The following is a 24,673-nucleotide window of genomic DNA, read 5'->3' on the forward strand; positions in this document are numbered from 1 at the left end:
GCCATGAAACCCTTTTCCCCCGCCTCGCATGCGCCGGAGTTCCCGGTGGCGCCTCACAAGACCGCCTTGTCCGTCAACGTCAACAAGGTGGCTTTGCTGCGCAATACCCGCCACCTGGACATTCCCAGCGTGCGCCGTGCCGCAGAAATTTGCCTGCAGGCAGGGGCCCAGGGCATCACGGTGCATCCGCGTCCCGACGAGCGGCATATTCGGGCAGATGACGTCTTTGAACTCGCGGCCCTGATGAAAGACTGGCCTGATCGCGAATTCAACATCGAAGGCAATCCGTTCCAGAATTTGATGGTTTTTGTGCACGACCTGGCTGCCCGGGGTCTGCCGCTGCATCAGTGCACCTTTGTGCCCGACAGCGAAGACCAGTTCACCAGCGACCATGGCTGGAACTTCCCCGAAGACGCCGAGCGCCTGCGGCCGCTGATTGAAGAGGCGCACGATCGCCGTGTACGGGTCAGCCTTTTCATGGACCCGGTTCCTGAAGCCATGGCGGCAGCCAAAGCGGTGGGCGCCGACCGTGTGGAGTTCTACACGGAAACTTACGCGCGAGCCTGGGGCGGCCCCGAAAAACTGAAGGCTTTAAGCCGTTTCACCGAAGCAGGACGGGCGGCAGCAGCTATCAATTTAGGAGTGAATGCCGGCCACGACCTGAACCGAGACAACCTCACCGAGTTTCTGGCGGCCGTGCCCGGCGTGCTGGAAGTCTCCATTGGGCATGCACTCATTGCCGATGCGCTGGAGCAGGGCTATGCGGCGACAGTGCAAGACTATTTGCGCTGCATAGACCAGGCGTTCGTATCCGCATGAATTCCCGCGGCTGTGAGACTTCCATGACGTACCAGCATGAGCCGCGGAACCGGCTTCGCCGGGCCGCAGGCGGGCGGCCCCCTCGGGGGGCAGGAAGCCACACGCAAGTGGGCGACCGTGGGGGCTCCATGATTACGGTGGGGGCTCCATGATCTATGGCATCGGCACCGACATCTGCGATGTCCGGCGCATCCGCGCCAGCCTTGAACGGCATGGCGAACGTTTTGCCCGCAGGATTTTGAGCGACGGCGAACTCGCCACGTGGAAACTCCGCAGCGCCCGCTGGCCCGACCGCGGCGTCAGCTACCTTGCCACCCGGTTTTCAGCCAAAGAGGCTTTCAGCAAGGCGATTGGCCTCGGCATGCGCATGCCCATGACGTGGCGCAGCTGTGAAATTGCCAAGGCGCCCAGCGGCAAGCCCGAGATCGTGCTGCACGGCACGCTCAAGGCCTGGTTTGAAGCCCGCCAGCTCTCCGCCCATGTCTCCGTCACCGATGAAACAGATTACGCCGCCAGCTTTGTGGTTGTAGAGAAAAACAGCCCCTAGCGCCTGCCAGCCGTGCGCCACCAGCTATCAATTTAATAGTTATTCATTCCTGATTTCAATTCCATGACCCAGCACGCTCCCCTCATCATCGACATCGCCGGCCTTACCCTGACCAAGGCCGACCGCCGCCGCCTGAAGCATCCCTTGACTGGCGGCGTCATCTTGTTCGCCCGCAACTGGCAAGACCGCTGGCAGCTCGCTGCGCTCTGCGCCGAGATCAAAAGCATCCGGCAGGATTTGCTGATTTGCGTAGACCACGAAGGCGGTCGTGTGCAACGCTTCAGGACGGATGGTTTTACCCACCTGCCGCCCATGCGCGCACTTGGCACGCTGTGGATGAAAGATCAACTGGCGGCCACCAATGCCGCCACTGCCTGCGGCTATGTATTGGGTGCCGAGCTGCGCGCTTGCGGTGTTGATTTCAGCTTTACCCCGGTGCTGGACCTGGACTGGGGAGAGAGCGGTGTGATTGGTGACCGCGCCTTTGGCCGTGACCCCCGCGTGGTCACGCTGCTGGCCAAAAGCCTGATGCATGGCCTGCTGCAAGCCGGCGTGGCCAATTGCGGCAAGCATTTTCCCGGCCATGGTTTTGTCAAGGCAGACTCCCACACCGACATTCCTGTCGACAGGCGCAGCCTGAAGGCCATCCTGGCCGACGACGCAGCACCGTATGAATGGCTTAACACCACGCTCACCAGCGTCATGCCGGCGCATGTCATCTACCCCAGGGTGGATGCCCGGCCGGCCGGCTTTTCAGAAAAGTGGCTCACCTACATCTTGCGCGGCCAACTGGGCTTTGGCGGCGCGATTTTCAGCGACGATCTGAGCATGGCCGGCGCACGGCTCATTGACGGCAAGGAAGTCAGCTACACCGAGGCCGCCGTCACGGCGCTTAACGCCGGTTGCGACATGGTTCTGCTGTGCAACCAGTCGGTGGGTGAAGGCAAGCCGGTGGATGAGCTGCTGGACGGCATGGCCGAAGCGCTGCTCAAAGGGCGATGGGAGGCGCTGGAGTCCAGCGAGTTGCGCCGCCTGGACCTGCTGCCCGCAACACCAGCACACGAATGGGATGAACTGATGCTGCACCCGGCCTATATGCACGCGATGGGACTGATTCCCTGATATCGCGTTCTGGTGGTTGTGGTTTGCTATTAAATATATAGCAGCTTGCGCTCGTCCTTATTGGGTTTCAGGCCATTTTTTCATAAATCTGGTCTGATGGCTGATTCGTGAAAATTCCGCTTGGCCGGGTCGCGTTTTCAGGCGGAAGGCCACTCCAGCCTGCCCGCCGCGTCCATGTGCGTCAGGTATACCCGCAGGTCAAATTCATACTGGTGGTAGTGCGGCTCCATATGGGTGCAGAGCTGGTAGAAAGCCTTGTCGTGCGCTTTTTCCTTGATGTGGGCAAGCTCGTGGACCGCAATCATCCTCAGAAACTCTTCCGGTGCTTCCCTAAACAGCGTGGCCACTCGGATTTCGCGCTTGGCCTTGAGTTTGCTGCCCTGGACCCTGGAAACGGTGGTGTGCGTGCCCAGCGCATGGGCAATCACGTGCAGCTTGCTGTCAAACGCGACCTTGGATAGCGGCTCCGAGCTGCGTAAAAACTCGCTTTTGAGACCCATCACGTAGTCGTACAGGGCCTTGTCCGTCCGCACGCCATGGGCGAGGGGGTATTTGGCGAGTAGCACCTCCCCCAGCCGGCCTTGCGTCAGCAGCTGTTGTATCTGGGCTTGCAGGTTTTCTGGGTAGCCTGCGAGGTATTTCATCGAGCCGCCCGATGGCGACGCACACTCCAGCGCCGTATAGGTTGTTCGAAATATTTTTCGCTGATGTAAGCCAGCAAACTGGTCATCAGCACGATGGCGGTGCCTAGCGCTAATGCGGTCGGCGATGGACCGGCTGCGACATCCAGCCAGCCGAGCTTGGGCGCCACGGCGAAGGCTAGGCCGAAATAGAGCACGGGATGGATTAGGTAAACACCGTAAGTCACATCGCCCATAAAAGTCGGCCAAGCAGAAAAGCGCGGGCTGAAGTTCGCTAGCCCGGCCCACCATACCAGCGCAAAACACAGGGTCGTCAGCGCTGCGCCCCGCCATCCGGTGAGCACGGAAGCTGGGTCGTCAACATTGTTGAGCCCGACCATTAATCCACCTCCCAACAAGATGCCGGCTGTGCACAACCAGCCGGTTATCACGGTTGTCGGTCGCTTTTTCAGGTAAAACCAGCCGATGATGCAACCACCAAAGAAGTAAGCGGAAAAAGCCGGAACTTGGTGGTATGCCGAGAGTGATTTCAGCGACAGGGCGTCGAGTGCGATTGTCGTTGCTATCCAGTAAAACTGTAGTGCTATCAGTGCAGCGAAAACACTCCAGCGTCGCCAGTTTGTTGCACTGCTACCGAGCAGCCAGACAAACAGCGGGAACATGAGGTAGAAAACAAATTCAATGCCGAGCGACCAGCCGCCGACCACCATTGAGCTCAGTGCCGGATCGAAGAGGCCAAAAGTGAAGCTGAGGTTGAGCAAAGCCTTGATCAGCAGTGCAGGGGTTGCCCCCCCGGTCTTGATTTTCCAGAGCAGTGAAATCGCAACCAGAACCGCGAAAAGCGGCAGCAACCGCATATAGCGCACGAAAAGAAAACGAAGCCACACCGGCAAGCTGAATCCGGTCCGGAATTGCTCGTGGTAGTTAAGTACAAGGCTGGCACCGCTCAACACAAAGAACAGGTAAACACCATAGAAACCGATGGTGTGGATGTCTGCGACCTTCTGCCAGGCCATCAGGTGGTAGCTGATGATGGCATAGGCACAGCAACCGCGTAGCAAATCCCAGCCGAGAATGCGGCCGGGCGCGTTGGCCGAGCCAAAGGATGCTGCGGCCACGATGCTAGTAAAAAAGCCGACGATTGACGTAGCGGTTGTATCCGCTGGGCAGCGGCAGCAACGGCTTGGCTGGTGCAAAAGGCGTTTGCGCCGCCAGGGTATAGATAGCCGAGAAGATCAAGCGCCGCCCTTCGGTCGCCAGCATGGCGCGATGTATGCCCCACGTTTCCTCCAGAAAGCCTGTGCCGGCGCTGCCGGTCACGGTCAGCATAGCTGCGGCGGGATAAGCACTTTCGACATCCTCGTCGCGGATTGGCCCGCGTCGTACAAAGCGGTCATCGGCATGCGAGCCTAGTACAAAGCGATGGGCACCACTGGTGAGGCTGGTATCGGTCAGATAGACAAAAAGCTTGACGAAGCGCAGGTCGTCGGCATCACGATGGTAGATGTCGTCAAAGGCCTTGTTGGCGGCCCGATTGTGCTCGCCAAGGGTCCACCAGGCGTCGACCGTGGCGAGGATTGGTGTTGCACCCAGCCGCTGTGCCACTGCTTGCAGGATGTCAGGATCGTTGGCCAAGTCCATCAGTCCCCGGCAAGCCAATACGTCGGCATGACCATAGCGGACCTTTATGACGTCGGCTGGAACAGCCGCAAGCTTGTAGGTTTTATCCGAGCCGTAGTAGTCGTATAACGGACATGTTTTCAGTTGGCAATGTATTTCTTCTAGTTTTCCCGCACTAAGCACCTTCTCGGGTAATGCGGCAAAACCGGTATTTTCAAGCTCTTGGCTCAGGCGCTGCGCAACCGTGCCGGACTCAGGCGGAGCGAGTTTTCCGCCGCCGAGCTTCATCAGCCTGGCGACGCAGGCACCAAGAGCGCGGCGCAGCGGCAGAATGCGTACGCCTTTCTGCGCATAGTAGTAGGCCAGCGACTTATTGGCCAGGATTTGCTTGAGCGCTGACATCGATGATTCCTTTGTGAGGTTGCGCGAGTGAGCCGGTGCGCAGGAGCGCGGGATGCTGACCTCAAGCCTCGGGCTGGTATCGCAATGCGGGAAACAGGATGACATCACGGATACTGGGGCTGTCGGTCAACAGCATCATGAGCCGGTCGATGCCAATGCCGCAGCCGCCAGTGGGGGGCATTCCATATTCGAGGGCGCGTACAAAATCATGGTCGTAAAACATCGCCTCGTCATCGCCACTGTCTTTGGCTGCAACCTGGGACTGAAAACGCGCCGCCTGCTCCTCGGCATCGTTGAGCTCACTGAAACCATTGCCGAATTCGCGGCCGGTGATATAGAGCTCGAAGCGTTCGGTCACCTCGGGCCGCTCATCATTGGCTCGAGCCAGCGGCGAGATTTCGGTCGGGTGCTCCATGATGAACGTCGGCTGCCAGAGTTTTTCTTCTACCCGCTCTTCAAAATACATCACTTGAAGGCTGGCAAGAGACCGGGTTGATAGCCGGTCTTTTTCCTCGTTCATGCCGAGTTGTTTGAGGCCATTGGTGAGCCAGACACTGTCGTCCACGTGTGAACCCGCCTCGGTGTATTTGATGATGGCCTCACGAATCGTCAGGCGCTCAAACGGCGCGCTGAGATCTATCGGCCCCCCTGACCGGCCGGTTCCATAGCTTAGCTGCAGTGAACCACATACCTTTTGTGCGACGTCGCGAATCAACGACTCGGTGAAATCCATGAGGTCACGGTAATTCCAGTAAGCTGCGTAGAATTCCATCATCGTGAACTCAGGGTTATGGCGCACCGAAATACCCTCGTTGCGGTAGCTGCGGTTGATTTCGAATACACGCTCGAAGCCGCCCACGATCAACCGCTTAAGGTAAAGCTCAGGCGCAATGCGCAGGAACATCTCCTGATCCAGTGCGTTGTGATGGGTTTTAAACGGCTTGGCGTTGGCGCCGCCCGGGATCGGGTGCAACATCGGCGTCTCGACCTCGAGAAATTCGTGGTTCACCATGAATTCGCGGATCGCGTTGACAGCCTTGCTACGGGCTATGAAGCGCTTGCGCGCCTGTTCATCCATCATGAGATCGACATACCGCTGGCGGTACTTCTGCTCCTGATCGGCCATGCCGTGAAACTTGTCGGGCATGGGCCGCAAACTTTTAGTCAGCAGCCGCAGGCTGGTTACGTGAACCGAAAGCTCACCCGTCTTTGTCTTGAAGACTCGACCCTCGGCTGCGACGATGTCGCCGAGATCCCAGTGCCTGAAGGCCGCGTAAAGCTCCTCGCCGACATCATCGCGTGTTAAAAATATCTGAATGCGGCCTGTGCTGTCCTGCAGGGTGGCAAAGCTCGCTTTGCCCATCACGCGTTTTAGCATCATGCGGCCGGCGATTTTGGCTGGTGTGGCTTCAGCCGCCAGTGTCTCGGTATCTTTATGTCCGTGCGCAGCCTGCAATGCCGCCGCACGGTCCGTGGGCTTGAAATCATTCGGAAAGGCAACGCCCTTGCTCCGGATGGCTTTGAGTTTTTCCCGTCGTTCGGCGATCAGCTGGTTCTCGTCCTGGGTCGGCGTGACAGGCATTTGTTGGTCGGACATGGATGTTATCTTTTGGTCGAAAGTCGTGATTTTAGGTTTTTACGGATATGAGTGGCCAAAGTCATGTATCGGATCGCCTGATAATCTCGTTCATGTACTTTCGCGCCGGGTTGATTTCGCTGGGTTTGCTGCTGCTCAGCCGGGTTTTGGGGCTGGCACGGGAGTCTGTCCAGGCTTGGGCTTTTGGCACGACCGGGGTCGCTGATGTGGTTGTGCTGATGTTGACCTTGCCCGATCTTGCCAGTGCCATTCTGGCGGGAGGTGCGCTGTCTTACGCGTTGCTGCCTTGGTGGGCCGGGCAAGCGCCACAGGCCTTGGCCCGGAGCCAGCGCCGTGCCTCCCAATTATTCCTCGGTGCGGGCGTGGCTCTGGCCGTCTGGATTATCTTGATGCCGTCGATACTGGGTGGATGGCTTGCGCCGGGAGTGCGCGATGCCTTGGGGGGCGAAGTCGTGATCGCCATGCGTTGGGCTGCGCTGGCTGTGCCGGCTTCACTTCTTACGTTGGTTTGGTATACCCGCTTGCAACACGAACGCGATGTCGTAGGCATGTACGGCATGAATGTTGTACATACGGGCGTCGTGATCGTTGCAATGTTGCTGGCCGCTTCACGCATTGAGCCCCTGCTCATTGTCAGCCTACTTGGGGCCGGACTGCTGCTTGCTTTTCTGACGCGCCTGTTGTTTTTGAAGTGGCGACTGGGCCGGTTGGGCCCGCCGCTGGCGCCAAGCGGCGAGATTGTCGAGGGCCTTCCGCACTGGAATATCTGGGTTTGGGCCCTGTTGGCCACCAGTTTGCCAGCCACGCTGCCCTTACTCGCACGTAGCCTGGTGTCGGGTAGCGGGGAAGGGGCGCTGGCGACCTTCAACTATGCCTGGAAACTTGCCGAACTGCCCAACCAGCTCGCGATCCAGGTCGTTGCCGTGCTGGCTTTTCCCGCTTTCGCCCGCGCTCACGCGGCTGGGCGTGAATTTACAGTGCAATTGCGCGCTGCTTTCATGCTCTCATGGACTTTGGCCTGCGCCGCTTCGCTCGGGCTCTGGTTGGCCGCCGAACCGCTGACCCGGCTGCTTTTCGGATGGGGCCGTATGGAGTCCGCGCAGGTTATGGAGGTGGCCCAATGGGCGGCGTTGAGCGCCTGGACGTTACTGCCGCAGGCCTTGATCGCCGTGCTGGTTCTGGTGTTGGCGACTGCGAAGCGATTGCCGGTCGTAGTGATGGCCTATGGCGCGGGCTTGCTCGGACTAGCGCTGAGCAGAGTCACCGGAGGGCCGGGCATGATGCTGTCCTTGGTATTGACGCTCGCCGCAATTGCAGTTGTGCTGATCTGGTTCGCGCGCGACTTGGCGTGGCGGGCCTTACCGTGGCGCGAACTGGCCGTGCCGGTCCTGCTTTGTGGGGCACTGGCCACGAGCAAACCTGTGGTTGCCGGATTTAATCGGCCTCTGATGCTCATCATCTCGGCAACCTTGGCTTGTTTATTATTGACGGTGAGCTACTTTTGTAGTCCGGTGCTTCGGGCCGCGCTGAAACGATAATCTGACCATGATCGAATTTTTGCAGATAACCAACGATCCCGACTTTGCGCGTCGCTGTGACGCGCTCAACGGTATGAGGTTGTTTGTCGATCTCGAACGCCTTGGAAAAGCCGAGCGCCAGGCCGGCAGGAACACGTTTATTAGCGAGCATCAAATCGAGGATGTGTCGCGCATTAAGACTGTATTGCGACGGTCACGTCTCATGGTGCGGATTAATCCGCCAAATCCGGGTAGCCGGGTCGAAGTAGAGGCTGTGTTGGCCCAAGGGGCGGATTTACTTATGCTGCCGATGTTTCGGTCAAAGGCGCAACTGCACGAATTTTCCGCCATAGTAGGCGGACGCGTCCCGATCGTGGCGTTGCTTGAGACCGCAGAGGCATTGACGTCAATTCAGGACTGGATAGATACGCCTGGGTTGGCGGAAGTTTTCGTGGGACTTAACGACCTGCATTTGTCGCTGGGCTGCAGCTTTATGTTCGAGCCTCTGATTCAGGGGCATGTTGATCGCGTGGCTGAAATTTGTATGCGAGCAAGTAAAAATTTCGGCTTCGGCGGTATTGCCCGTCTCGGCGAGGGCAGGGTGCCTGGGCGGATAGTCCTTGCGGAGCACCTGCGCCTTGGATCGCAGGCTGTGATCTTGTCGCGCACCTTCAATCAGCCCGGTCAGCAATTATCTTTCGAAGCGGCGGTTAGCGAGTTGCGACGAGCTGAGAGCGAATTGGCTTTGCGCGATGCTGCCGCAATCGCGGCTGATCGCAGGCTCATCGAAAACTTGGTCGCGCGTCAACTTGTGCCGAAGGCATAAACGCATGAAGCGCCTGCTGGATACTGTCCTGTCGCTGCTGGCCTTGCTATTACTCCTGCCGCTGCTGTTGCTAGTCGCGCTCGCGATCGTTCTGGACAACGGTCCCCCTGTATTTTTTTGTCAAAACCGGGTTGGGCTTGGTGGTCGCAGCTTCAAGATCTTCAAGTTTCGTAGCATGCGAAACGATGCAGCCGCAGCGGGCCCATATTTCACCGAGGCCGGCGATTTGCGGATCACGCGTGTGGGACGATTTATTCGTCGCACCAGCATCGACGAATTGCCACAGCTGCTCAACGTACTCAAGGGTGACATGAGCCTGGTTGGCCCCCGTCCTGACGTGGAGGCCCAACGGCCGTTATATGTGCCGGAGGACTGGGTGCGACGCTGCAGCGTGAGACCTGGAATCACGGGATTGGCACAGGTTAACGGACGTTCGAATATTTCCTGGGAACGCCGTCTTGAACTCGATTTGCAGTATGTCTGTGAGGTTTCCTGGTGGAGTGATATCCAGATATTGTGGGCAACTCTGATGCAGCTCGGCGGGAGGCATGCCAATTGAACCCGGATGGGGATACCGTTCGCGTGGAACGGGGGGCGGACTCTATAATCCCGCTATCGCAGCCGACTCCCCCAAACCAGCGCCCTGGCCGCTGAAACACCGTGAACCAAAGACAAGCTGAATCTGTCATGGAGCAAAAGCCGATCGGTTACAACGTTCATACGGGTTCCGACCGGCAGGCGATGCTCGAGGCGATGGGGCTTTTTTCGGTGGAGCAGCTGTTTGCGGATGTGCCGCAGCAGGTTCGCCTTCGGCGCGAGCTTGACCTGCCCCCCGCGCTCAGCGAATGGGAGCTGATGCGTGATGTCCTGGCGATGGCCGGGCTGAACCAAACAGTGCTCACGCATTCAAATTTTCTCGGTAACGGCGCCTACGAGCATTACATTCCAGCCGTTGTCGATGCCATCGTCTCCCGCGGCGAATTTCTTACGGCCTACACGCCTTATCAACCCGAAATGAGCCAGGGCCTGCTGCAGGCCCTGTTTGAGTTTCAGGTGCTCGTGGGCAAGTTGCTGGGCCAGGAGTCGGTCAATTGCTCGGTTTATGACGGCGCGACGGCGCTTGCCGAGTCGTGCTGGATGATGTGCTCGGCCAGTGGCAAGCGCCGCATAGTGGTAACCCAAGCCCTCTGGACGGAATACCGCGAAGTGCTAACAACCTATCTGGAGCCGCGTGGTGTGCGGCTCGACAGCGTAGGGCATGACGTTGGCACCGGTCAGATCGACGCAGCGGCACTGGCCGCATTGTTGGCATCCGGCGATGTTGCTGGTGTGGTGCTGCAAAGCCCCAATGCCTTTGGCGTTGTTGAGGACGTCGCCGCACTTTCGCCGATTTGCAAACAGGGGCATGCACTGCTTGGCGTGTGTGTCAACCCGCTGCTTTGCGGCTGGATCGAAGCGCCTGGCAGGCTCGGTGCCGACATTGTTGTCTGCGAAGGCCAACCGCTCGGTTTGCCGCTCAGTGCGGGCGGGCCTTATGTTGGCATCATTGCCTGCAGCAAACCCCTTGAACGGTACCTGCCGGGCCGGCTGGTCGGCAGGGTGCACGACCTCAACGGAAAACTTGGGTATGCGCTGGTCAAGGAAGACCGCGAGCAGCACGTGGCACGCGACAAGGCTACCAGCCACATTTGTTCCAACCAGGCGCTCAATGCGATTCGAGTTGCTATTTACCTGGCCTGTCTGGGTGACGCAAATTTCATGCGAATCGCCGAAGCCAATGCAGCCAATGCGGCTTTGCTGTACGAGCTGTTGATAGCGTTGCCCGGCGTCAGGCCGCTGCGCAGCGGCACTTTTTTCAACGAATTTTCGGTCGAATTACCGGTTCCTTCCACCGTCTTTTGTGCGCGCATGCGCAAGCTGGGGTTTTTTGCGGGTGTGCCGGTCGAAGCTGCGTTGGCGGGCCATGACCGCGGCCTGCTGGTAGCAGTCACTGAAACCAAATCCCGTGCTGATATAGAGGCTTATGCTGCGCGTGCGCAGGCTTGCCTGCGGGAGTGCTGAGATGGCTGCTACGTCCGCTTCCCAGACCATCACCGAATTGCATCGTCCCGGCGCAGCCAGCGATGTTTTTGCCGGGCGTCTGCCAGTGAAGGTCCCTGTGCCGCCGGCTTTTGCGAGACCCCGTACAGCCATCGGGCTTCCCGAAGTCAGCGAGGTTGACGTCGTCAGGCATTTCACGCGCCTGAGCCAGGAGTCGCATGGCGTCGACAACGGGCCATATCCACTTGGCTCATGCACGATGAAATACAACCCGAAGCGCAATGACGAACTTGCGCGCCTTTCGGGTTTTGCCAATGCTCACCCGATGCAGGACACCGACACGCTGGGCGGCGTCTGGGAAATGTACGAGCGGCTGCAGGCCATGATTTGCGAGGTCACGGGCATGGACGCCTGCTGCCTGGCGCCCGCTGCGGGTGCCCATGGCGAACTTGCGGGGCTGCTGGTGATCCGCGCACATTTTGCGCGGCTGAATAACCGGCGCCCGGTGGTGCTGGTACCCGACTCCGCACATGGCACCAATCCGGCTTCGGCCGCGATGGCTGGCTTTGATTGCCGTATCGTGCCATCCGACCTCAAGGGCCGGGTCGATCTTGCCGCGCTGCGCAGGATGCTGACTCCCGATGTCGCGGCTTTCATGCTGACCAATCCTTCAACCCTGGGCCTGTTTGAGGACCAGATCGTCGAGATTGCCGACGCGGTTCATGCCAATGGTTCGTTGCTCTATTACGATGGCGCCAACCTCAACGCGTTGATGGGCATCGTGCGCCCTGGCGACATGGGTTTTGACGTGGTCCACGTCAATGTGCACAAGACCTTTTCCACGCCGCACGGCGGGGGCGGACCGGGCGCCGGCCCGGTCGCAGTCAAAGCTGCGCTGGCAGCCTATTTGCCGAGACCGATTGCAGTTCGCAGGAACGGCATAGCGCAGCAAGATGATGCGCGACCATTGTCCATCGGCCGCATGAAGAGCTTTCACGGTCATGTTGGCGTATTGCTGCGTGCTTACGGCTACTTGCGCACCATGGGTGGAGCCGGGTTGCGTCAGGCATCCGAAAACGCGGTGCTGAACGCCAATTACCTGCAACACCGGCTTGCGCCTATGCTGCCGCCGGTCTACGACCAATTCTGCAAACATGAAACCCTGTTGTCGGGCGAGAAGCTCAACACCTCGGCACGTCAGTTCGCCAAGCGATTGATTGACTACGGCATTCATCCGCCAACGCTGGTAGGCGCGGGCTGCGTTTATTTTCCCGGCGATCTCAAGTCGGCGATGTTGATCGAGCCGACGGAAACCGAGACCAAGGCGAGCCTTGACTACCAGGTGGAAATTTTCCAGCGGGTCTTTGATGAGGATGCTACCGACGAAGCACTCGTCGAAAGCGCGCCGCTGAGCCGGAAAATTGCACGAATTGATTTGAAGACTTAAGGATTTGCCATGTGTGGAATAGCTGGCGTGGTCAACGCTGCGGGTACGACCAAAGACGATGTCTGGAAGATGATCGACAGCATCAAGTATCGCGGGGTCGATGAGCAGGGGGTTGAAGACCTTGGGCAAGCTGTGCTGGGTCACGCACGGCTTGCTGTGGTTGACCCCGAAAATGGCATGCAACCGATGTCAAGTACCGACGGCAAGGTCTGGGTCATTTTCAACGGCGAAATCTTCAATTTCATCGAGTTACGCGAACAGCTCAAGGCCAAGGGCTACAGGTTCAAGTCGCGCTGTGATACCGAAGTGCTGGTGCACTTGTGGTGCGAAAAAGGCGAGAAAATGCTCGACGACCTGGTCGGCATGTTTGCTTTTTTCATCTGGGACCAACGGACAGAAACCGGCATGCTTGCGCGTGACCGCCAGGGCATCAAACCGTGTTTTTACGCACATTACCAGGGCGGCCTGGCTTTCGCCAGCGAGATAAAAGCCATCCTCGCGCTGCCGAAATTTGAGCGAAAGGTCAACGAATCGGCGCTTGGCAATGTATTTACCTTCAACTATTGCCCGCCGCCGGAGACCTGCTTTGAAGGCATTCGTCATCTGCCGCCGGGCACTTTCATGCGCTATGGTGCCGGAAAATTCTCCGAGCCGGTCCGCTATTGGAGCTGGCCTCTCGATGGCCCTCGCGTTGACGCGTCTCAGGAGCAGCTTGAGCAGGCGCTCAACGAAGCGATCAAGCTGCAAATGCGATTTGACGTCGACGGCGGGCTTTTTCTTTCTGGGGGCGTCGATTCGTCCGTGATCGCCAATCGGCTTGTGCCGCAATGGAACCGGCCAGAGCTCGATGCGATCGGCCTGCGCATCGAGGACAAAGGGTTTTCGGAGTATTCCTATGCTGAGCGTGTTGCTTTAGAGCTTGACATCAACCTCAAGCCGCTCGATATCAAACCAGCCGATATTCCCGAGATTGCGCAAACCGTGGTGCGGCATGCAGAGCAGCCGCATGGCGATTTTTCATTCTTTTTGTTCTTCCTGCTTTCTCGTGAGGCACACAAACAGGGGAAAATCGTGATGTTTACCGGTGATGGCCCCGATGAGGTGATGCTCGGTTTCCGTCACAATGAACAGTTTTTTTCGGAGATGACGCGCACCAATTTTCCGATGCGCAGCTACTTCGACCTGATCAGCTACAGCACCGAAAAAGACCGTCAGCGCATGATGAGCCCGGCTTTTTTCCCGCACACCCAGGGCGCGCTCGACAGGTTCATGGAAATCATCGAGCCATTTGGCGACCTTGAGCCGGCAGAGCAGGTTGCAGCCTATGAGCTGAATTCGCTCATGCCGGGCAACAATTCAGTCAAGGGCGACCGTATGGGGGCCTGCTGGTCAATCGAGGGTCGGGCGCCTTTTCTCGATCATCGTGTCAGTGAAATGTTTGCACGCCTCCCGGTGACTTCAAAGTTCCGTGATGGCATCGGCAAGCATTTTCTCAAGCAGGCCGCAGCGAGCTATTTCGACCACGATTTTGTCTTCCGTCCCAAGACCATGCCAACCCTGCCGATTGGCGAATGGATCAAAGGGCCGCTCTATACCTGGGCGCGCGATGTTCTGAGTCTGCGTGATGGTGGCCGATTTGACCGCAATGAGCTGCTGGTGATGTTGGAGGAGCATCGCAGCGGCCTGCACAATCACACGAAACAGCTGCGCACTCTGTTGATGACAAAGCTCTGGCTACAGGAATTTTTCCCCGAAAACGCATAATTAAAGACGGAAGGCCGGACATGGCAGATTTTGATTACTACTTGGCGCAGTTTGTCGATATCCATGGCCGGCCCAAGGCGAAACTGGTGCCGGGCAAGCACAAGGAAATGATCTTTGGCGCGGGAGCGGGTTTTGCGGGCTTTGCGATCGCCGGTATGGGAATGGGCCCCCATGGTCAGGAATTCATGGCCGTTGGCGACCGCGACAGTGTGCGTCCCGTGTCCTGGATGCCTTCGACCGCCAGCGTCAGCTGCGATGGACATGTCGATGGTAAACCGCACGTGCTCGACTCACGCGTGGTGGCCAAGAAGGCGCTCGCCGCTTTTCGTGAGGCCACCGGCCTTGAATTTTTCTCCGGCCTCGAACCAGAGTTTTTTTTGCTCAAAGCAACCGCAACCGGTGGATACGAGGTCGCGACCGGCTCTGAGTCACTCGACAAGCCCTGTTACGACTTCCGGCACCTGTCGTCGGTGTCGGACTTCCTCATGGAGTTGCGCGCCGCGCTCGAAGGGGCGGGTATCGATGTTTACCAGATTGACCACGAAGACGCGAACGGTCAGTTTGAGATGAACTTCACCTATGCAGACGGCCTGCGCACAGCGGACAACCTGACGTACTTCAAAATGGCAGCGACGGCAATCGCAAAAAAACACGGCATGTTGTGCTCGTTCATGCCGAAACCTTTTGCAGAGCGTTCGGGCAGCGGGCTGCACATGCACATGTCGGCGGGAAAAAAATTCGGCGAGAACGCTTTTGAGGACAAGGCGGATCCGCGCGGCATGGACCTGAGCCCCTTGGCCTATCATTTCCTCGGTGGATTGATGGCCCACGCCCCTGGGCTGACCGCGATCGCTGCTCCCTGCGTCAACTCCTACAAGCGACTGGTCTCGCGCGGCTCGCGCTCTGGCGCGACCTGGGCGCCAGTCAACATCGCTTGGGGCGATAACAACCGCACGGCCTTCGTGCGAATCCCCGGCGGTAGGTTGGAGCTACGCCTGCCGGACGCCGCGTCGAACCCGTATCTGCTGACGGCCGCAGTGATCTACGCGGGGCTGGACGGCATCAGGCGCGAGTTGAGCCCGGGTGAGCCGCGCAACGACAATCTCTATCAGCTCACCGCTGTCGAGCTGGCGCAAAAAGGCATCGGGCGTCTGCCAGCCTCTCTGCCCGAGGCGCTGGACGAGTTGAAAAAAAACGCCGTACTTACGCAGGGCCTGGGCGAAGCCTTAGTGCGTGAATTCTTGGACGTAAAGAACGCCGAATGCGACGAACTGCTGCTGAACGTGTCGCCCGCGGAGTTTCGCCGCTACGTGGACTTCTTCTGAGCGCGGCACGCACATCAGGCGCTATGGGGTCATGAAGGCACTGTTCGTCACGTATGGCGGAGGCCATGTTTCCATGGTGCTGCCGGTGATGCGGCAGTTGAGGGTGCTGCACCCTCGTATCGAGTGCGTGCTGCTGGCGCTGACCACGGGCCACTCCCGTGCGGTCAAGGCCGGCGAGGCGCCGTTGGGCTATAAGGATTTCATGCATCTGTATGACGCCGATTCGGTGGAGCACTGGGGCCGTAAGCTGCATCCGAGAAACATCAGCCCCGACGTGGGCGAGGAAGAGTCCATCGCCTACCTAGGTATCAATTATCTGGATCTTGTAGCGCGGCTTGGCGGGCAGGACGCGGCCGATACCTACGCGGCGCATGGCCGCTACAGCTTCCTGCCACTCAACTTCATGCGCCGCGTGTTGGATGCAATACGCCCCGACGTGGTCGTGTGTACCAACTCTCCACGCAGTGAGCAGGCTGCGCTGGAAGTGGCTGTGGAGCGGGGCATCCCGAGCGTGGGAATGGTCGACCTGTTCGGGCTGGACAGCGACACTTACGTGCTGCGCCTCGTCAAGCCACAATACACCTGCGTGATCAGCGAGTCGGTCGGCCAGCGGCTGCTGGCGCGCGGCTTCCCGCCCGAAGGCATCCGCGTGACTGGCAATCCCGCCTTTGACGGGCTGTTCGACCCGGCCAATCGTGAGCAGGCTCACGCCTTTCTAAGGCGCAAGGGCTGGGAGGGCAAAAAAATCATCCTTAACGCCGGCGCGTGGGAACCCGTCTCTCACCCCGGCACCGATATACCGGCAGGACGCAGTTTCCCGATTCAGATCGAGCACATCCTGCGGGCCTACGTGCGCGAGCGGCCGTGCACGGCCCTCATTCTGCGCTACCACCCCGGCGACTGGTTCGAGTACCCGCGCCTGGCGGACGACCCGCAGGTGCATTTCAGCGAGCCGCCAAGGGAGCCTATCCACCCGCTCATCCTGGCCTCGAGCGTGATCACCAACACCAATTCCACAGTCGGCTTGGAATCAGCCGTCGCAGGCAAACCGGTGATTTCGATCGAGAATTCTCCATCGGTCCACACTTGGTTCAGCTTGGCTGCGCTGGGCGTGTCTTACCCCAGCCCGACCCACCTGGATCTGCCGGCGACGCTAGACCGAGTGCTAGCTGATCCGCAACCTATGCGGACTTTCCAGTCCGACGGTCAGGCCGCGACGCGTGTCGCTCAGGTCGTGGCGCGCGCGCTGGATAGGCCCATCAGCGTTTCGCGGACAATATGAAGCTTCAGGCCCGACCCGGGCGCTCAACCAAGGCAATCCCGCGATGCTAGCCAATTCCACCATTCTCGTGACCGGAGGCACTGGTTCGTTCGGCAACACATTCGTGCCCATGACGCTGGCCCGCTACAACCCACGCAAAATCATCGTCTACTCGCGCGACGAGATGAAGCAGTGGGACATGGCCAAGAATTTCACCGGCGATGAGAGGGTGCGCTTTTTCATCGGCGACGTGCGCGACCGCGAGCGCATGTACCGCGCGCTGGATGGCGTCGACTATGTGGTGCATGCTGCTGCGACCAAGATCGTGCCAACGGCTGAATATAACCCCTTCGAGTGTGTCAAGACCAACATCAACGGCGCTATGAACGTCATTGACGCATGTATTGATAAGGGCGTTAAGGGTGTGGTCGCCCTGTCCACCGACAAGGCCAGCAGTCCCGTCAACCTCTACGGCGCGACCAAGCTCGCGTCCGATAAGCTCTTTGTGGCGGGTAACTCGTACGCAGGCGCCGATGGCTGCAAATTTTCTGTCGTGCGCTACGGCAACGTTATGGGCTCGCGCGGCTCAGTCATTCCCTTTTTTCTGTCGATCCGCGATAAGGGCGCGCTCCCCATCACCGACGAGCGTATGACTCGCTTCATGATCACGCTGGAGCAGGGTGTGGAGCTTGTCTGGCACGCTTTCGAGGACATGGAAGGTGGCGAGATCTACGTCAAGAAGATCCCGTCCATGAATGTACTCGACATAGCCCGGGCCGTGGCCCCCGCGGCGCGCCATGAGATAGTGGGTATTCGACCGGGCGAGAAGTTGCACGAGCAGATGATCAGCTCCGAGGACGCTCACTACACCTACGAGTACCCGGAGCATTTCAAGATCCTGCCGGCCATCCACAGCTGGCACACGGACTTCAAGCGCATCAAGGACGGCGCGCGCGTGGCTGAGGGCTTCACCTATTCTAGCGACAACAATGGGGAGTGGATGAGTGTGGAGGCTCTGCGGAGATGGATCGCCGCGCACGAATCGAAGATCGGGGCGATCTGATGTCGTTCATCCCATACGCCACGCAGACCATCGAGGAAGAAGACCTTGCCGCTGTGCGGCAGGTGCTCACCAGCGACTGGCTGACGCAGGGGCCGGCTGTACCGGCGTTCGAATCGGCTTTTGCGGCCGTGCATGGTGTGATGTATGCCGTCGCGGTATCCAACGCGACGGCTGGCTTGCACTTGGCTTGTGTGGCGCTCGGCGTCGGTCCGGGGAAAGTCGTCTGGACGACGCCCAACAGTTTCGTGGCTTCGGCCAACTGCGCGCGCTATTGTGGTAGCGACGTGGACTTCGTCGACATCGACCCTATCACCCGCAACATGAGCGTGCAGGCGTTGGCGCAAAAGCTCGAGACCGCTAAGATGTCGGGCCGACTGCCTTGCGTGGTGATCCCCGTGCATTTTTCGGGCTTGCCCTGCGACCTGCGCGAGATGCGCCAACTGGCCGACGAATATGGCTTCGCCATCATTGCCGATGCCTCGCATGCGGTGGGCGCAACATATGAGGGCGCTCCGGTGGCGCAGGCTTATGCCGACGTCTCGGTCTTTAGTTTCCACCCTGTCAAGATCATCACCACCGGCGAGGGTGGTCTGCTGGCCACGCAGAGCGCGGAGCTGGCCGCAAAGCTGCAATTGCTGCGTAGCCACGGCATTACGCGCGAGCCTGCGGAGATGGAGAAGCCGCCGGAAGGCCCATGGTGCTACGAGCAGCAGTTGCTGGGCTTCAATTACCGGTTGACCGACATTCAGGCCGTGCTGGGCCATAGCCAGCTGAGCCGACTGGGGGCGTTCCAGCAAAAGCGTGAGCGACTTGCCGCGCGCTACCCCGGGCTGCTCAGGGGCCTGCCGCTCAAGCTGCCTGCGCAACCGGCTGATCGCACCTGCTCATGGCACCTGTACGTAGTCGAGGTGGAGGACGGTGCGCCCGCCACACGCGCCGAGGTCTATGCCCGTCTGCGAGCTGCCAATATCGGCGTGAATGTTCACTACACGCCCATCCACCTGCAGCCCTATTATCGACGCCTAGGCTTCACCGACGGCATGTTCCCCGCGGCCGAGGCCTATGGCCGGCGCGCGCTGTCGATCCCTCTTTACCCTCTTCTGGACGAAAGCCAACAGGACAGGGTGGCCGGCTCGTTGCGCGAGGTGCTGGCACGATGAGAGCCGTAGCGACGGGTGGCGTTGGCATGGTAGCCATCGTGCAGGCGCGGATGACGTCCACCCGTCTTCCTGGAAAGGTGCTCATGCCTATCATGGGTCGGCCGATGTTGTCCTACCAGCTCGAGCGCATGCGCCACGCCACGCGGCTGGATCGAATCGTCGTGGCGACGACGGTCAACGCTAGCGATGATCCCATTGCTTCCTTCTGCGAGTCCGAAGGCGTCGACGTGACGCGTGGATCCGAGGCTGACGTGCTGTCGCGCTATGTAGAGGCGGCGCGTCGGTTCGGCGCACAGACCGTTGTGCGCATCACCTCCGACTGCCCCTTGATGGATCCCGCTCTCCTAGATGAAGCACTCAATTGGTTTGAAGCGGCCGCGCCGCGCTGTGATTACCTGTCCAACATGTTGGCACCCAGCTTCCCGTACGGCCTGGCGGTAGAAATCATGACGGCCGAGGCGCTGTACACGGCCGGTAGCCAAGCGCGTGACCCGCAGGAGCGCGAGCATGTCACACCGTTCATTTACTGGCGTCCGGAGCGGTTTCGCCTCCATTCCTACATTATGACCCCCGACCTGAGCGGCCATCGCTGGACGGTGGACACGCCGGAGGATTTTGAGCTGGTCTCTCGCATCGTCGAGGCGTTGTACCCGAGCAAGCCGGAGTTCGGCATGAATGACGTGCTGGCGCTTATGGCGCGGCACCCGAAATGGCGCAAAATCAATGCCCACATCGGACAGAAACAGGTTTCTCAAGGGTGACAGGAAAATTCATGACTTTCAAGACTGAGCAAGAGGCTTTCTGGGCCGGCGATTTCGGCACCGAATACATTGACCGTAACAAGGGCGATGCGCTGCTGGCGTCCAACCTCGACTTCTTCGCCAAGGCGCTGCGCCAAGCGCGCGGCGTGGGCAGTTGCATTGAATTCGGCGCTAACATCGGCATGAATCTGCGGGCGTTGAAGTTGCTCCACCCCCTGCAGGAGCAGTTCGGCATTGAGATCAACGCCGAGGCCGCGCGTCAGCTGGGCGAGATCGTGCCGCCGGGCAATGTTTTCCAGGAGTCTATCCTGGAGCACGAGCCCAAACGTAACTTTGACCTCGTGCTGATCAAGGGCGTTCTCATCCATATCAACCCCGACGCATTGCCGTTGGTGTACGACAAGCTGCATCAAGCCACGGGCAAGTACATGCTGGTGGCGGAGTATTACAACCCCGCGCCCGTCGCTATCAACTACCGCGGCCACACTGAACGACTCTTCAAGCGCGATTTTTGCGGCGAGCTGATGGACCGCCACAAGAACCTGACGCTAGTGGACTACGGGTTTGCGTACCGTCGCGATCCGAACTTCCCGCAGGACGACATCACCTGGTTCCTGATGGAAAAAAGGGGCTGACATGCTGCACTATTGCAAGCGCTGCGTCATGCCGGACACTAAGCCGGACCTGCACCTTGACGGAGAGGGTATTTGCAATGCCTGCCGGAGCTACGAATATCGTGAGACGATGGATTGGGACTCGCGCAAGGTCGAGCTGCTGAATGTGCTGGAGCGCTACCGTCGCCGCGATGGCAGCAACTGGGATTGCATCGTGCCTGTGAGTGGTGGTAAGGACAGCACCTATCAGGTCGTGCGGATGCTGCAGTTGGGGCTTAACCCGCTGTGTGTGACATCCACCACCTGCGATCTCTCAGAGCTCGGGCGACGCAACATCGAGAACCTCAAACACCTGGGTGTGGACTACGTCGAAATATCGCCCAACCCCCTGGTGCGCGTCAGGCTCAACCGCATCGGCCTCACGCAGGTTGGCGACATCTCTTGGCCCGAGCATGTGGGCATCTTCACCATCCCCGTGCGGGCCGCGGTGCAGTTCAACGTGCCGCTCATTGTGTGGGGCGAGAACTCTCAGAACGAATACGGTGGCCCCGCATCTGCGGCCGAAGGCAGCACACTGAACCGGCGCTGGTTGGAGGAGTTCGGCGGCTTGCTTGGCATGCGCGTGTCGGACCTTATCGGCATGGACGGCATCGAAGCGCGGCACCTTATCAACTACACCTACCCGAGCGACGAGGAGCTCACCCGCGTTGGCGTGACGGGACTGTTCCTCGGCCACTATCTACCGTGGGACGGCCTATCTAACACTCTGATAGCGCAGTCCAACGGCTTCGTCACCTATGACAAGGTGGTCGAAGGTTCGATGGTCAACTACGAGAATCTGGACAATCACCAGACCGGCATCCACGACTACTTCAAGTTCCTGAAGTTCGGCTTCGGTCGCGCGACGGATTTGGCGTGTTTGCACATCAGGCGCGGCCGCCTGACGCGGCAGGACGGGCTAGACGCCGTGCGCCGGCTGGATGGGCTCTTCCCATGGGAGTACCTGGGAAAGCCGTTGGCGGACATCCTTGCGCCGCTTGAGATGAGCGTGGATGAGTTCACGCGCCTGTGCGACAAGTTCACCAACAAGAGAATCTTCGCGCGCGATGGCGGCACCCTCGTGAAAGACGCGCGCGGCAACTTGAAAAAGGTCAATTACGACAACGTATGAAGACTTGCATTGTCAACTATGAAGCGGGCAACCTCGGCTCTGTGCTGCGCGCGCTGCACGCCATCGGCACCGAGGCCGTTATCGCGGACACGCCGGGTGAGCTTGCCGCGGCGCGGCGCATCATCCTTCCGGGGGTCGGCAATTTCAGGGACGCGATGGAGCGTTTGGTGGCGGACGGCTGGGTCGATGAGATTGTCAAACTGGTTCGGGGCGGTCGACCCATCCTCGGAATCTGCGTCGGCATGCAAGTGCTGGCCGAGGCCGGTACTGAGAGCTGCGAGCCGGGGCGGGCAACGCCTGGCCTGGGGCTGGTGCGGGGTACCGTGCAGCGACTGGATGTGCTGGGCTGCGCGTTGCGCGTGCCGCAGCAGGGATGGAATTCACTGGAGATCCGCAATGTGACGCATCCTCTGCTCAAGTCTATCCCTTCGGGCACGGACGTCTACTTCTCCAACAGCTATGCATTGGCTGCGCAGGACAACGTCATCGCCGCGACGGTCGACTATGGTGCACCGCTCACGGCGGCCGTGGCAGCGGGGCACATCATGGGCATCCAATTCCATCCAGAGAAGAGCTCCAGGGCCGGCCTGCGCATCCTGAAGAACTTCATGGAGCATCCATGTTGAAGGTTCGTGTCATCCCCACGTTGTTGTGGAAGGGTGTGGGCTTGGTCAAGGGTGTGGGCTTCGACAGCTGGCGCCGCGTGGGATCGGTATTACCGGCCATCAAGGTTTACAACACGCGCGAGGTGGACGAACTAGTGCTGGTCGACATCACCGCTAACACGACGGGCGACGAGCCTGACGCCGAGGCCGTGTCTGATTTCGCCGACGAATGCTTTGTGCCGCTGACGGTCGGGGGCGGCGTGCGCAACACAGCGCAGATGCAGGGCCTGCTGCGCGCGGGAGCTGACAAGGTCTGCGTCAATACGGCGGCCTACGCCAATCCAGCCCTTATTAGCGAGAGCGCGCGGCGCTTCGGCGCGCAATGCGTGGTGGCTAGTATCGATGTGCGCGCCGACGGCGCCGGAGGCTGGCGCTGCTTCAGCCATTCGGGCACACGTGACACGGGCCTGTCGGCGGTGGACTGGGCGCACCAAGTGGTGTTGCTCGGAGCGGGCGAGATCCTGCTCACCTCGATTGAGCGCGACGGCACCATGCAGGGTTATGACCTGGCGCTCGTCGAAGCGGTGGTGCGCGCTGTCAACGTGCCAGTAGTGGCGTCGGGTGGCGCCGGTAATTACGAGCACATGCGCCAAGTCATTCAGGAAGCGGGCGCTTCGGCCGTGGCGGCTGCCAGTATGTTCCATTTCACCGAACAGACGCCGGCCGAAGCCAAGAAGGCGCTTGCCGCCGCTGGCATCGCCGTGCGCTCCAATTTCGTCGCCGGGTCCGGCTGACGCGGTCGACAAGTACGATGGGCAGACTCCGAGTCGCGATACGCGCTGATGCATCGGTCGCCACCGGAACGGGCCATGTGCGTCGCTGTGTCGCGCTGGCGCATGCCTTGAGTGACTGCGGGGCCGAGGTTCGCTTTGTGCTGCACCCGGCTGACGGCACGGCAGCGCCTTTGATGGCCGGCCTGCCGTTCGCCTGTGAATGGCTTGATGCATCATCGTCTCCCACCGATCAGAACGCTGCGATCGCAGCTATAGCCGCGTTTGACCCCCAAGTGGTAGTAGTGGACCAGTACGGCATCACCGCGCCATGGCATGAAGCGGTGCGCGCTCGCTTCTCCTGCCTCGTGGCTGCTGTTGACGACTTGGCCGACCGGCCGCTGGCGCCGGACGTGCTCATTGACCATAACTTCCACCCTGACCCGGTAGCCAAATACCGGGACGTGATCCCGGAAGGGGTTAGGCTACTCGCCGGGCCACGCTTCGCACTTCTGGGCTCGGCCTATGCGCAGGGGGCGCGTTACCGGTTTTCGGAAGACGTGCGCAGCATCGGCATCTTCATGGGGGGCACCGATCTGGTGGACGCCTGCAGTGCGGCCTTGCGGGGCTGCCGCGAGGTGGCGGATTTCGCAGGGCCCATAGAGATAGTCTCTTCGTGCATGAGCCCGCACATCGACGCGCTTAAGGCGCTTTGCGCGCGGACGCCCGGCGCCACGCTCGCGGTAGATCTCCCGGACCTAGCCGCCTTCTTCGCACGCCACGATCTGCATATTGGTGCTGGCGGGGGGGGCACTTGGGAGCGCTGCTGCGTGGGCGCGCCCACTATCGCGTGCCTGGTTGCGGACAACCAGATGGCCACCTTGCCGCATCTCGAGGCGATCGGCGTACTGGCTTGGGCCAACCCCGGTGGCAGCCTAGCGTCGGCCGATCTCCGCGAGGGCATTGGCAGTTGCGTGGCTGCGCTGGTGAGAGATCCGGGGCGCAGGCGGGAGCTTGCCTCGCGCGGTGCCCAACTGGTAGATGGCAAGGGCGCAGCGCGCATTGCGGCGGTGTTGGCCTGCGCCGCCGAGCGCACGCTGCGTATGCGCCCCGCCGGCGCTGAAGACGAAGACCTTTTGCTGGACTGGGCCAATGACCCGGTCGTGCGGGCCAACGCCTTTCAGCCGCAATTGATTCCTCCGCAGCAGCATGCTGTCTGGTTCCGCGCGAAGCTGACGCAATCGGCGCAGTGCCGGATCTTCGTCGGGCAGGCAGGCAACGGCATCCCGGCAGGTCAGGTCAGGTTCGACTGGCGCGCCGATCAGCGGGGCGACCACTGGGAGATTAGCTATTCCGTGGACACGGCGTTCAGGGGTCTGGGCTTGGCGCGCCCGCTTCTGTGCGGTGCGCTCGACTCCCTGCGACGGGACGCAATACCCGCCCGTGTGGTTGGCCGCGTCAAGCCGGACAACAAATCCTCCGCACGGGTGCTTAGGGCGCTGGGGTTCAGCGAGGCGGCGGCCTTCGACGAGCGGGGTCACTTCACACTGTTCACCCTTGAATTCGCGGAAGCGCGACAATAGATGGACGAACCAGCGACC

General features: G+C 60.1%; 23 protein-coding genes. 19 read left to right on the forward strand and 4 right to left on the reverse strand.

The window, feature by feature from the left end; genetic code table 11:
- The first annotated feature begins 3 nt into the window (after positions 1-3).
- From ABI546_RS17545 to nagZ, 3 genes are all read left to right on the forward strand, one after another.
- Positions 4-819, forward strand: a complete 816-nt coding sequence (locus ABI546_RS17545) for a pyridoxine 5'-phosphate synthase (RefSeq protein ID WP_348048578.1) — start codon at positions 4-6, stop codon at positions 817-819.
- Between the two features lie 148 nt (positions 820-967).
- On the forward strand, positions 968-1,366 hold the full coding sequence (gene acpS / locus ABI546_RS17550; protein ID WP_348048580.1) for a holo-ACP synthase: 399 nt from the start codon (positions 968-970) through the stop codon (positions 1,364-1,366).
- A 63-nt stretch (positions 1,367-1,429) separates the two neighbouring features.
- Positions 1,430-2,488, forward strand: a complete 1,059-nt coding sequence (nagZ, locus tag ABI546_RS17555) for a beta-N-acetylhexosaminidase (protein ID WP_348048582.1) — start codon at positions 1,430-1,432, stop codon at positions 2,486-2,488.
- Between the two features lie 137 nt (positions 2,489-2,625).
- Here the strand turns inward: nagZ and ABI546_RS17560 are convergent, their stop codons facing one another.
- The 4 genes from ABI546_RS17560 to lysS form a co-directional block, all read right to left on the reverse strand.
- A complete protein-coding gene (locus tag ABI546_RS17560) occupies positions 2,626-3,132 on the reverse strand; it encodes a M48 family metallopeptidase (RefSeq protein ID WP_348048584.1) in 507 nt (168 codons plus the stop codon).
- Positions 3,129-4,247 (reverse strand): acyltransferase, encoded by a 1,119-nt coding sequence (locus tag ABI546_RS17565; protein WP_348048586.1) that lies wholly within the window; start codon positions 4,245-4,247, stop codon positions 3,129-3,131. The genes ABI546_RS17560 and ABI546_RS17565 overlap by 4 nt, the downstream gene beginning before the upstream one ends.
- Positions 4,248-4,251: 4 nt before the next feature.
- A complete protein-coding gene (locus ABI546_RS17570) occupies positions 4,252-5,151 on the reverse strand; it encodes a phytanoyl-CoA dioxygenase family protein (protein ID WP_348048588.1) in 900 nt (299 codons plus the stop codon).
- Between the two features lie 61 nt (positions 5,152-5,212).
- Positions 5,213-6,748: a lysine--tRNA ligase gene (lysS, locus tag ABI546_RS17575; RefSeq protein ID WP_348048590.1), complete on the reverse strand. Its 1,536-nt coding sequence runs from the start codon at positions 6,746-6,748 to the stop codon at positions 5,213-5,215.
- A 125-nt stretch (positions 6,749-6,873) separates the two neighbouring features.
- Between lysS and ABI546_RS17580 the strand changes: the two genes are divergently transcribed.
- The 16 genes from ABI546_RS17580 (at position 6,874) to pseG (ending at position 24,655) form a co-directional block, all read left to right on the forward strand.
- Entirely contained in the window at positions 6,874-8,286 is a 1,413-nt protein-coding gene (locus tag ABI546_RS17580; RefSeq protein ID WP_348048592.1) for a lipid II flippase MurJ, read from the forward strand.
- Positions 8,287-8,293: 7 nt separating this feature from the next.
- On the forward strand, positions 8,294-9,091 hold the full coding sequence (locus tag ABI546_RS17585; protein WP_348048594.1) for an aldolase/citrate lyase family protein: 798 nt from the start codon (positions 8,294-8,296) through the stop codon (positions 9,089-9,091).
- 4 nt (positions 9,092-9,095) lie between these two features.
- The gene (locus tag ABI546_RS17590; RefSeq protein WP_348048596.1) at positions 9,096-9,650 is read left to right on the forward strand and encodes a sugar transferase; all 555 of its coding nucleotides are present in this window, start codon (positions 9,096-9,098) and stop codon (positions 9,648-9,650) included.
- A gap of 101 nt (positions 9,651-9,751) precedes the next feature.
- A complete protein-coding gene (gcvPA, locus tag ABI546_RS17595) occupies positions 9,752-11,152 on the forward strand; it encodes an aminomethyl-transferring glycine dehydrogenase subunit GcvPA (RefSeq protein ID WP_348048598.1) in 1,401 nt (466 codons plus the stop codon).
- A gap of 1 nt (position 11,153) precedes the next feature.
- Entirely contained in the window at positions 11,154-12,578 is a 1,425-nt protein-coding gene (gene gcvPB, locus ABI546_RS17600; protein WP_348048600.1) for an aminomethyl-transferring glycine dehydrogenase subunit GcvPB, read from the forward strand.
- A gap of 9 nt (positions 12,579-12,587) precedes the next feature.
- Positions 12,588-14,342 (forward strand): asparagine synthase (glutamine-hydrolyzing), encoded by a 1,755-nt coding sequence (gene asnB / locus ABI546_RS17605; protein ID WP_348048602.1) that lies wholly within the window; start codon positions 12,588-12,590, stop codon positions 14,340-14,342.
- 20 nt (positions 14,343-14,362) lie between these two features.
- Complete coding sequence (glnT, locus tag ABI546_RS17610) at positions 14,363-15,667, forward strand: type III glutamate--ammonia ligase (RefSeq protein WP_348048604.1); 1,305 nt, start codon at positions 14,363-14,365, stop codon at positions 15,665-15,667.
- Positions 15,668-15,698: 31 nt separating this feature from the next.
- Positions 15,699-16,949, forward strand: coding sequence for a UDP-glycosyltransferase (locus tag ABI546_RS17615; protein ID WP_348048606.1), 1,251 nt, complete (start codon positions 15,699-15,701; stop codon positions 16,947-16,949).
- 43 nt (positions 16,950-16,992) lie between these two features.
- A complete protein-coding gene (gene pseB, locus ABI546_RS17620; RefSeq protein WP_348048608.1) occupies positions 16,993-17,991 on the forward strand; it encodes a UDP-N-acetylglucosamine 4,6-dehydratase (inverting) in 999 nt (332 codons plus the stop codon).
- Positions 17,991-19,151, forward strand: a complete 1,161-nt coding sequence (gene pseC, locus ABI546_RS17625; protein ID WP_348048610.1) for a UDP-4-amino-4,6-dideoxy-N-acetyl-beta-L-altrosamine transaminase — start codon at positions 17,991-17,993, stop codon at positions 19,149-19,151. Before pseB ends, pseC begins: the two co-directional genes overlap by 1 nt.
- 26 nt (positions 19,152-19,177) lie before the next feature.
- Positions 19,178-19,912, forward strand: a complete 735-nt coding sequence (locus tag ABI546_RS17630) for a glycosyltransferase family protein (protein ID WP_348048612.1) — start codon at positions 19,178-19,180, stop codon at positions 19,910-19,912.
- A gap of 11 nt (positions 19,913-19,923) precedes the next feature.
- Positions 19,924-20,547 carry a pseudaminic acid biosynthesis-associated methylase gene (locus ABI546_RS17635; protein ID WP_348048614.1) on the forward strand — a complete coding sequence of 208 codons (624 nt, stop codon included), beginning with the start codon at positions 19,924-19,926 and terminating at the stop codon, positions 20,545-20,547.
- A 1-nt stretch (position 20,548) separates the two neighbouring features.
- Positions 20,549-21,697, forward strand: coding sequence for an N-acetyl sugar amidotransferase (locus ABI546_RS17640; RefSeq protein ID WP_348048616.1), 1,149 nt, complete (start codon positions 20,549-20,551; stop codon positions 21,695-21,697).
- Positions 21,694-22,323, forward strand: coding sequence for an imidazole glycerol phosphate synthase subunit HisH (gene hisH, locus ABI546_RS17645; RefSeq protein ID WP_348048618.1), 630 nt, complete (start codon positions 21,694-21,696; stop codon positions 22,321-22,323). Before ABI546_RS17640 ends, hisH begins: the two co-directional genes overlap by 4 nt.
- Entirely contained in the window at positions 22,317-23,096 is a 780-nt protein-coding gene (locus tag ABI546_RS17650) for an imidazole glycerol phosphate synthase cyclase subunit (RefSeq protein ID WP_348048620.1), read from the forward strand. Before hisH ends, ABI546_RS17650 begins: the two co-directional genes overlap by 7 nt.
- Before the next feature lie 17 nt (positions 23,097-23,113).
- Positions 23,114-24,655 carry a UDP-2,4-diacetamido-2,4,6-trideoxy-beta-L-altropyranose hydrolase gene (gene pseG, locus ABI546_RS17655; protein WP_348048622.1) on the forward strand — a complete coding sequence of 514 codons (1,542 nt, stop codon included), beginning with the start codon at positions 23,114-23,116 and terminating at the stop codon, positions 24,653-24,655.
- Positions 24,656-24,673 lie beyond the last annotated feature (18 nt).

This window comes from Polaromonas sp., from assembly GCF_039932935.1.
GTDB lineage: Bacteria > Pseudomonadota > Gammaproteobacteria > Burkholderiales > Burkholderiaceae_C > Polaromonas.

Coding starts and splice junctions, on each gene's coding strand:
- pseG (WP_348048622.1), top strand. CDS start 23,114: ATGGGCAGACTCCGAGTCGCGATACGCGCTGATGCATCGGTCGCCACC.
- gcvPB (WP_348048600.1), top strand. CDS start 11,154: ATGGCTGCTACGTCCGCTTCCCAGACCATCACCGAATTGCATCGTCCC.
- asnB (WP_348048602.1), top strand. CDS start 12,588: ATGTGTGGAATAGCTGGCGTGGTCAACGCTGCGGGTACGACCAAAGAC.
- acpS (WP_348048580.1), top strand. CDS start 968: ATGATCTATGGCATCGGCACCGACATCTGCGATGTCCGGCGCATCCGC.
- ABI546_RS17585 (WP_348048594.1), top strand. CDS start 8,294: ATGATCGAATTTTTGCAGATAACCAACGATCCCGACTTTGCGCGTCGC.
- ABI546_RS17640 (WP_348048616.1), top strand. CDS start 20,549: ATGCTGCACTATTGCAAGCGCTGCGTCATGCCGGACACTAAGCCGGAC.
- ABI546_RS17545 (WP_348048578.1), top strand. CDS start 4: ATGAAACCCTTTTCCCCCGCCTCGCATGCGCCGGAGTTCCCGGTGGCG.
- ABI546_RS17635 (WP_348048614.1), top strand. CDS start 19,924: ATGACTTTCAAGACTGAGCAAGAGGCTTTCTGGGCCGGCGATTTCGGC.
- ABI546_RS17650 (WP_348048620.1), top strand. CDS start 22,317: ATGTTGAAGGTTCGTGTCATCCCCACGTTGTTGTGGAAGGGTGTGGGC.
- nagZ (WP_348048582.1), top strand. CDS start 1,430: ATGACCCAGCACGCTCCCCTCATCATCGACATCGCCGGCCTTACCCTG.
- pseC (WP_348048610.1), top strand. CDS start 17,991: ATGTCGTTCATCCCATACGCCACGCAGACCATCGAGGAAGAAGACCTT.
- ABI546_RS17560 (WP_348048584.1), bottom strand. CDS start 3,132: ATGAAATACCTCGCAGGCTACCCAGAAAACCTGCAAGCCCAGATACAA.
- ABI546_RS17570 (WP_348048588.1), bottom strand. CDS start 5,151: ATGTCAGCGCTCAAGCAAATCCTGGCCAATAAGTCGCTGGCCTACTAC.
- glnT (WP_348048604.1), top strand. CDS start 14,363: ATGGCAGATTTTGATTACTACTTGGCGCAGTTTGTCGATATCCATGGC.
- hisH (WP_348048618.1), top strand. CDS start 21,694: ATGAAGACTTGCATTGTCAACTATGAAGCGGGCAACCTCGGCTCTGTG.
- pseB (WP_348048608.1), top strand. CDS start 16,993: ATGCTAGCCAATTCCACCATTCTCGTGACCGGAGGCACTGGTTCGTTC.
- lysS (WP_348048590.1), bottom strand. CDS start 6,748: ATGTCCGACCAACAAATGCCTGTCACGCCGACCCAGGACGAGAACCAG.
- ABI546_RS17590 (WP_348048596.1), top strand. CDS start 9,096: ATGAAGCGCCTGCTGGATACTGTCCTGTCGCTGCTGGCCTTGCTATTA.
- ABI546_RS17630 (WP_348048612.1), top strand. CDS start 19,178: ATGGTAGCCATCGTGCAGGCGCGGATGACGTCCACCCGTCTTCCTGGA.
- ABI546_RS17615 (WP_348048606.1), top strand. CDS start 15,699: ATGAAGGCACTGTTCGTCACGTATGGCGGAGGCCATGTTTCCATGGTG.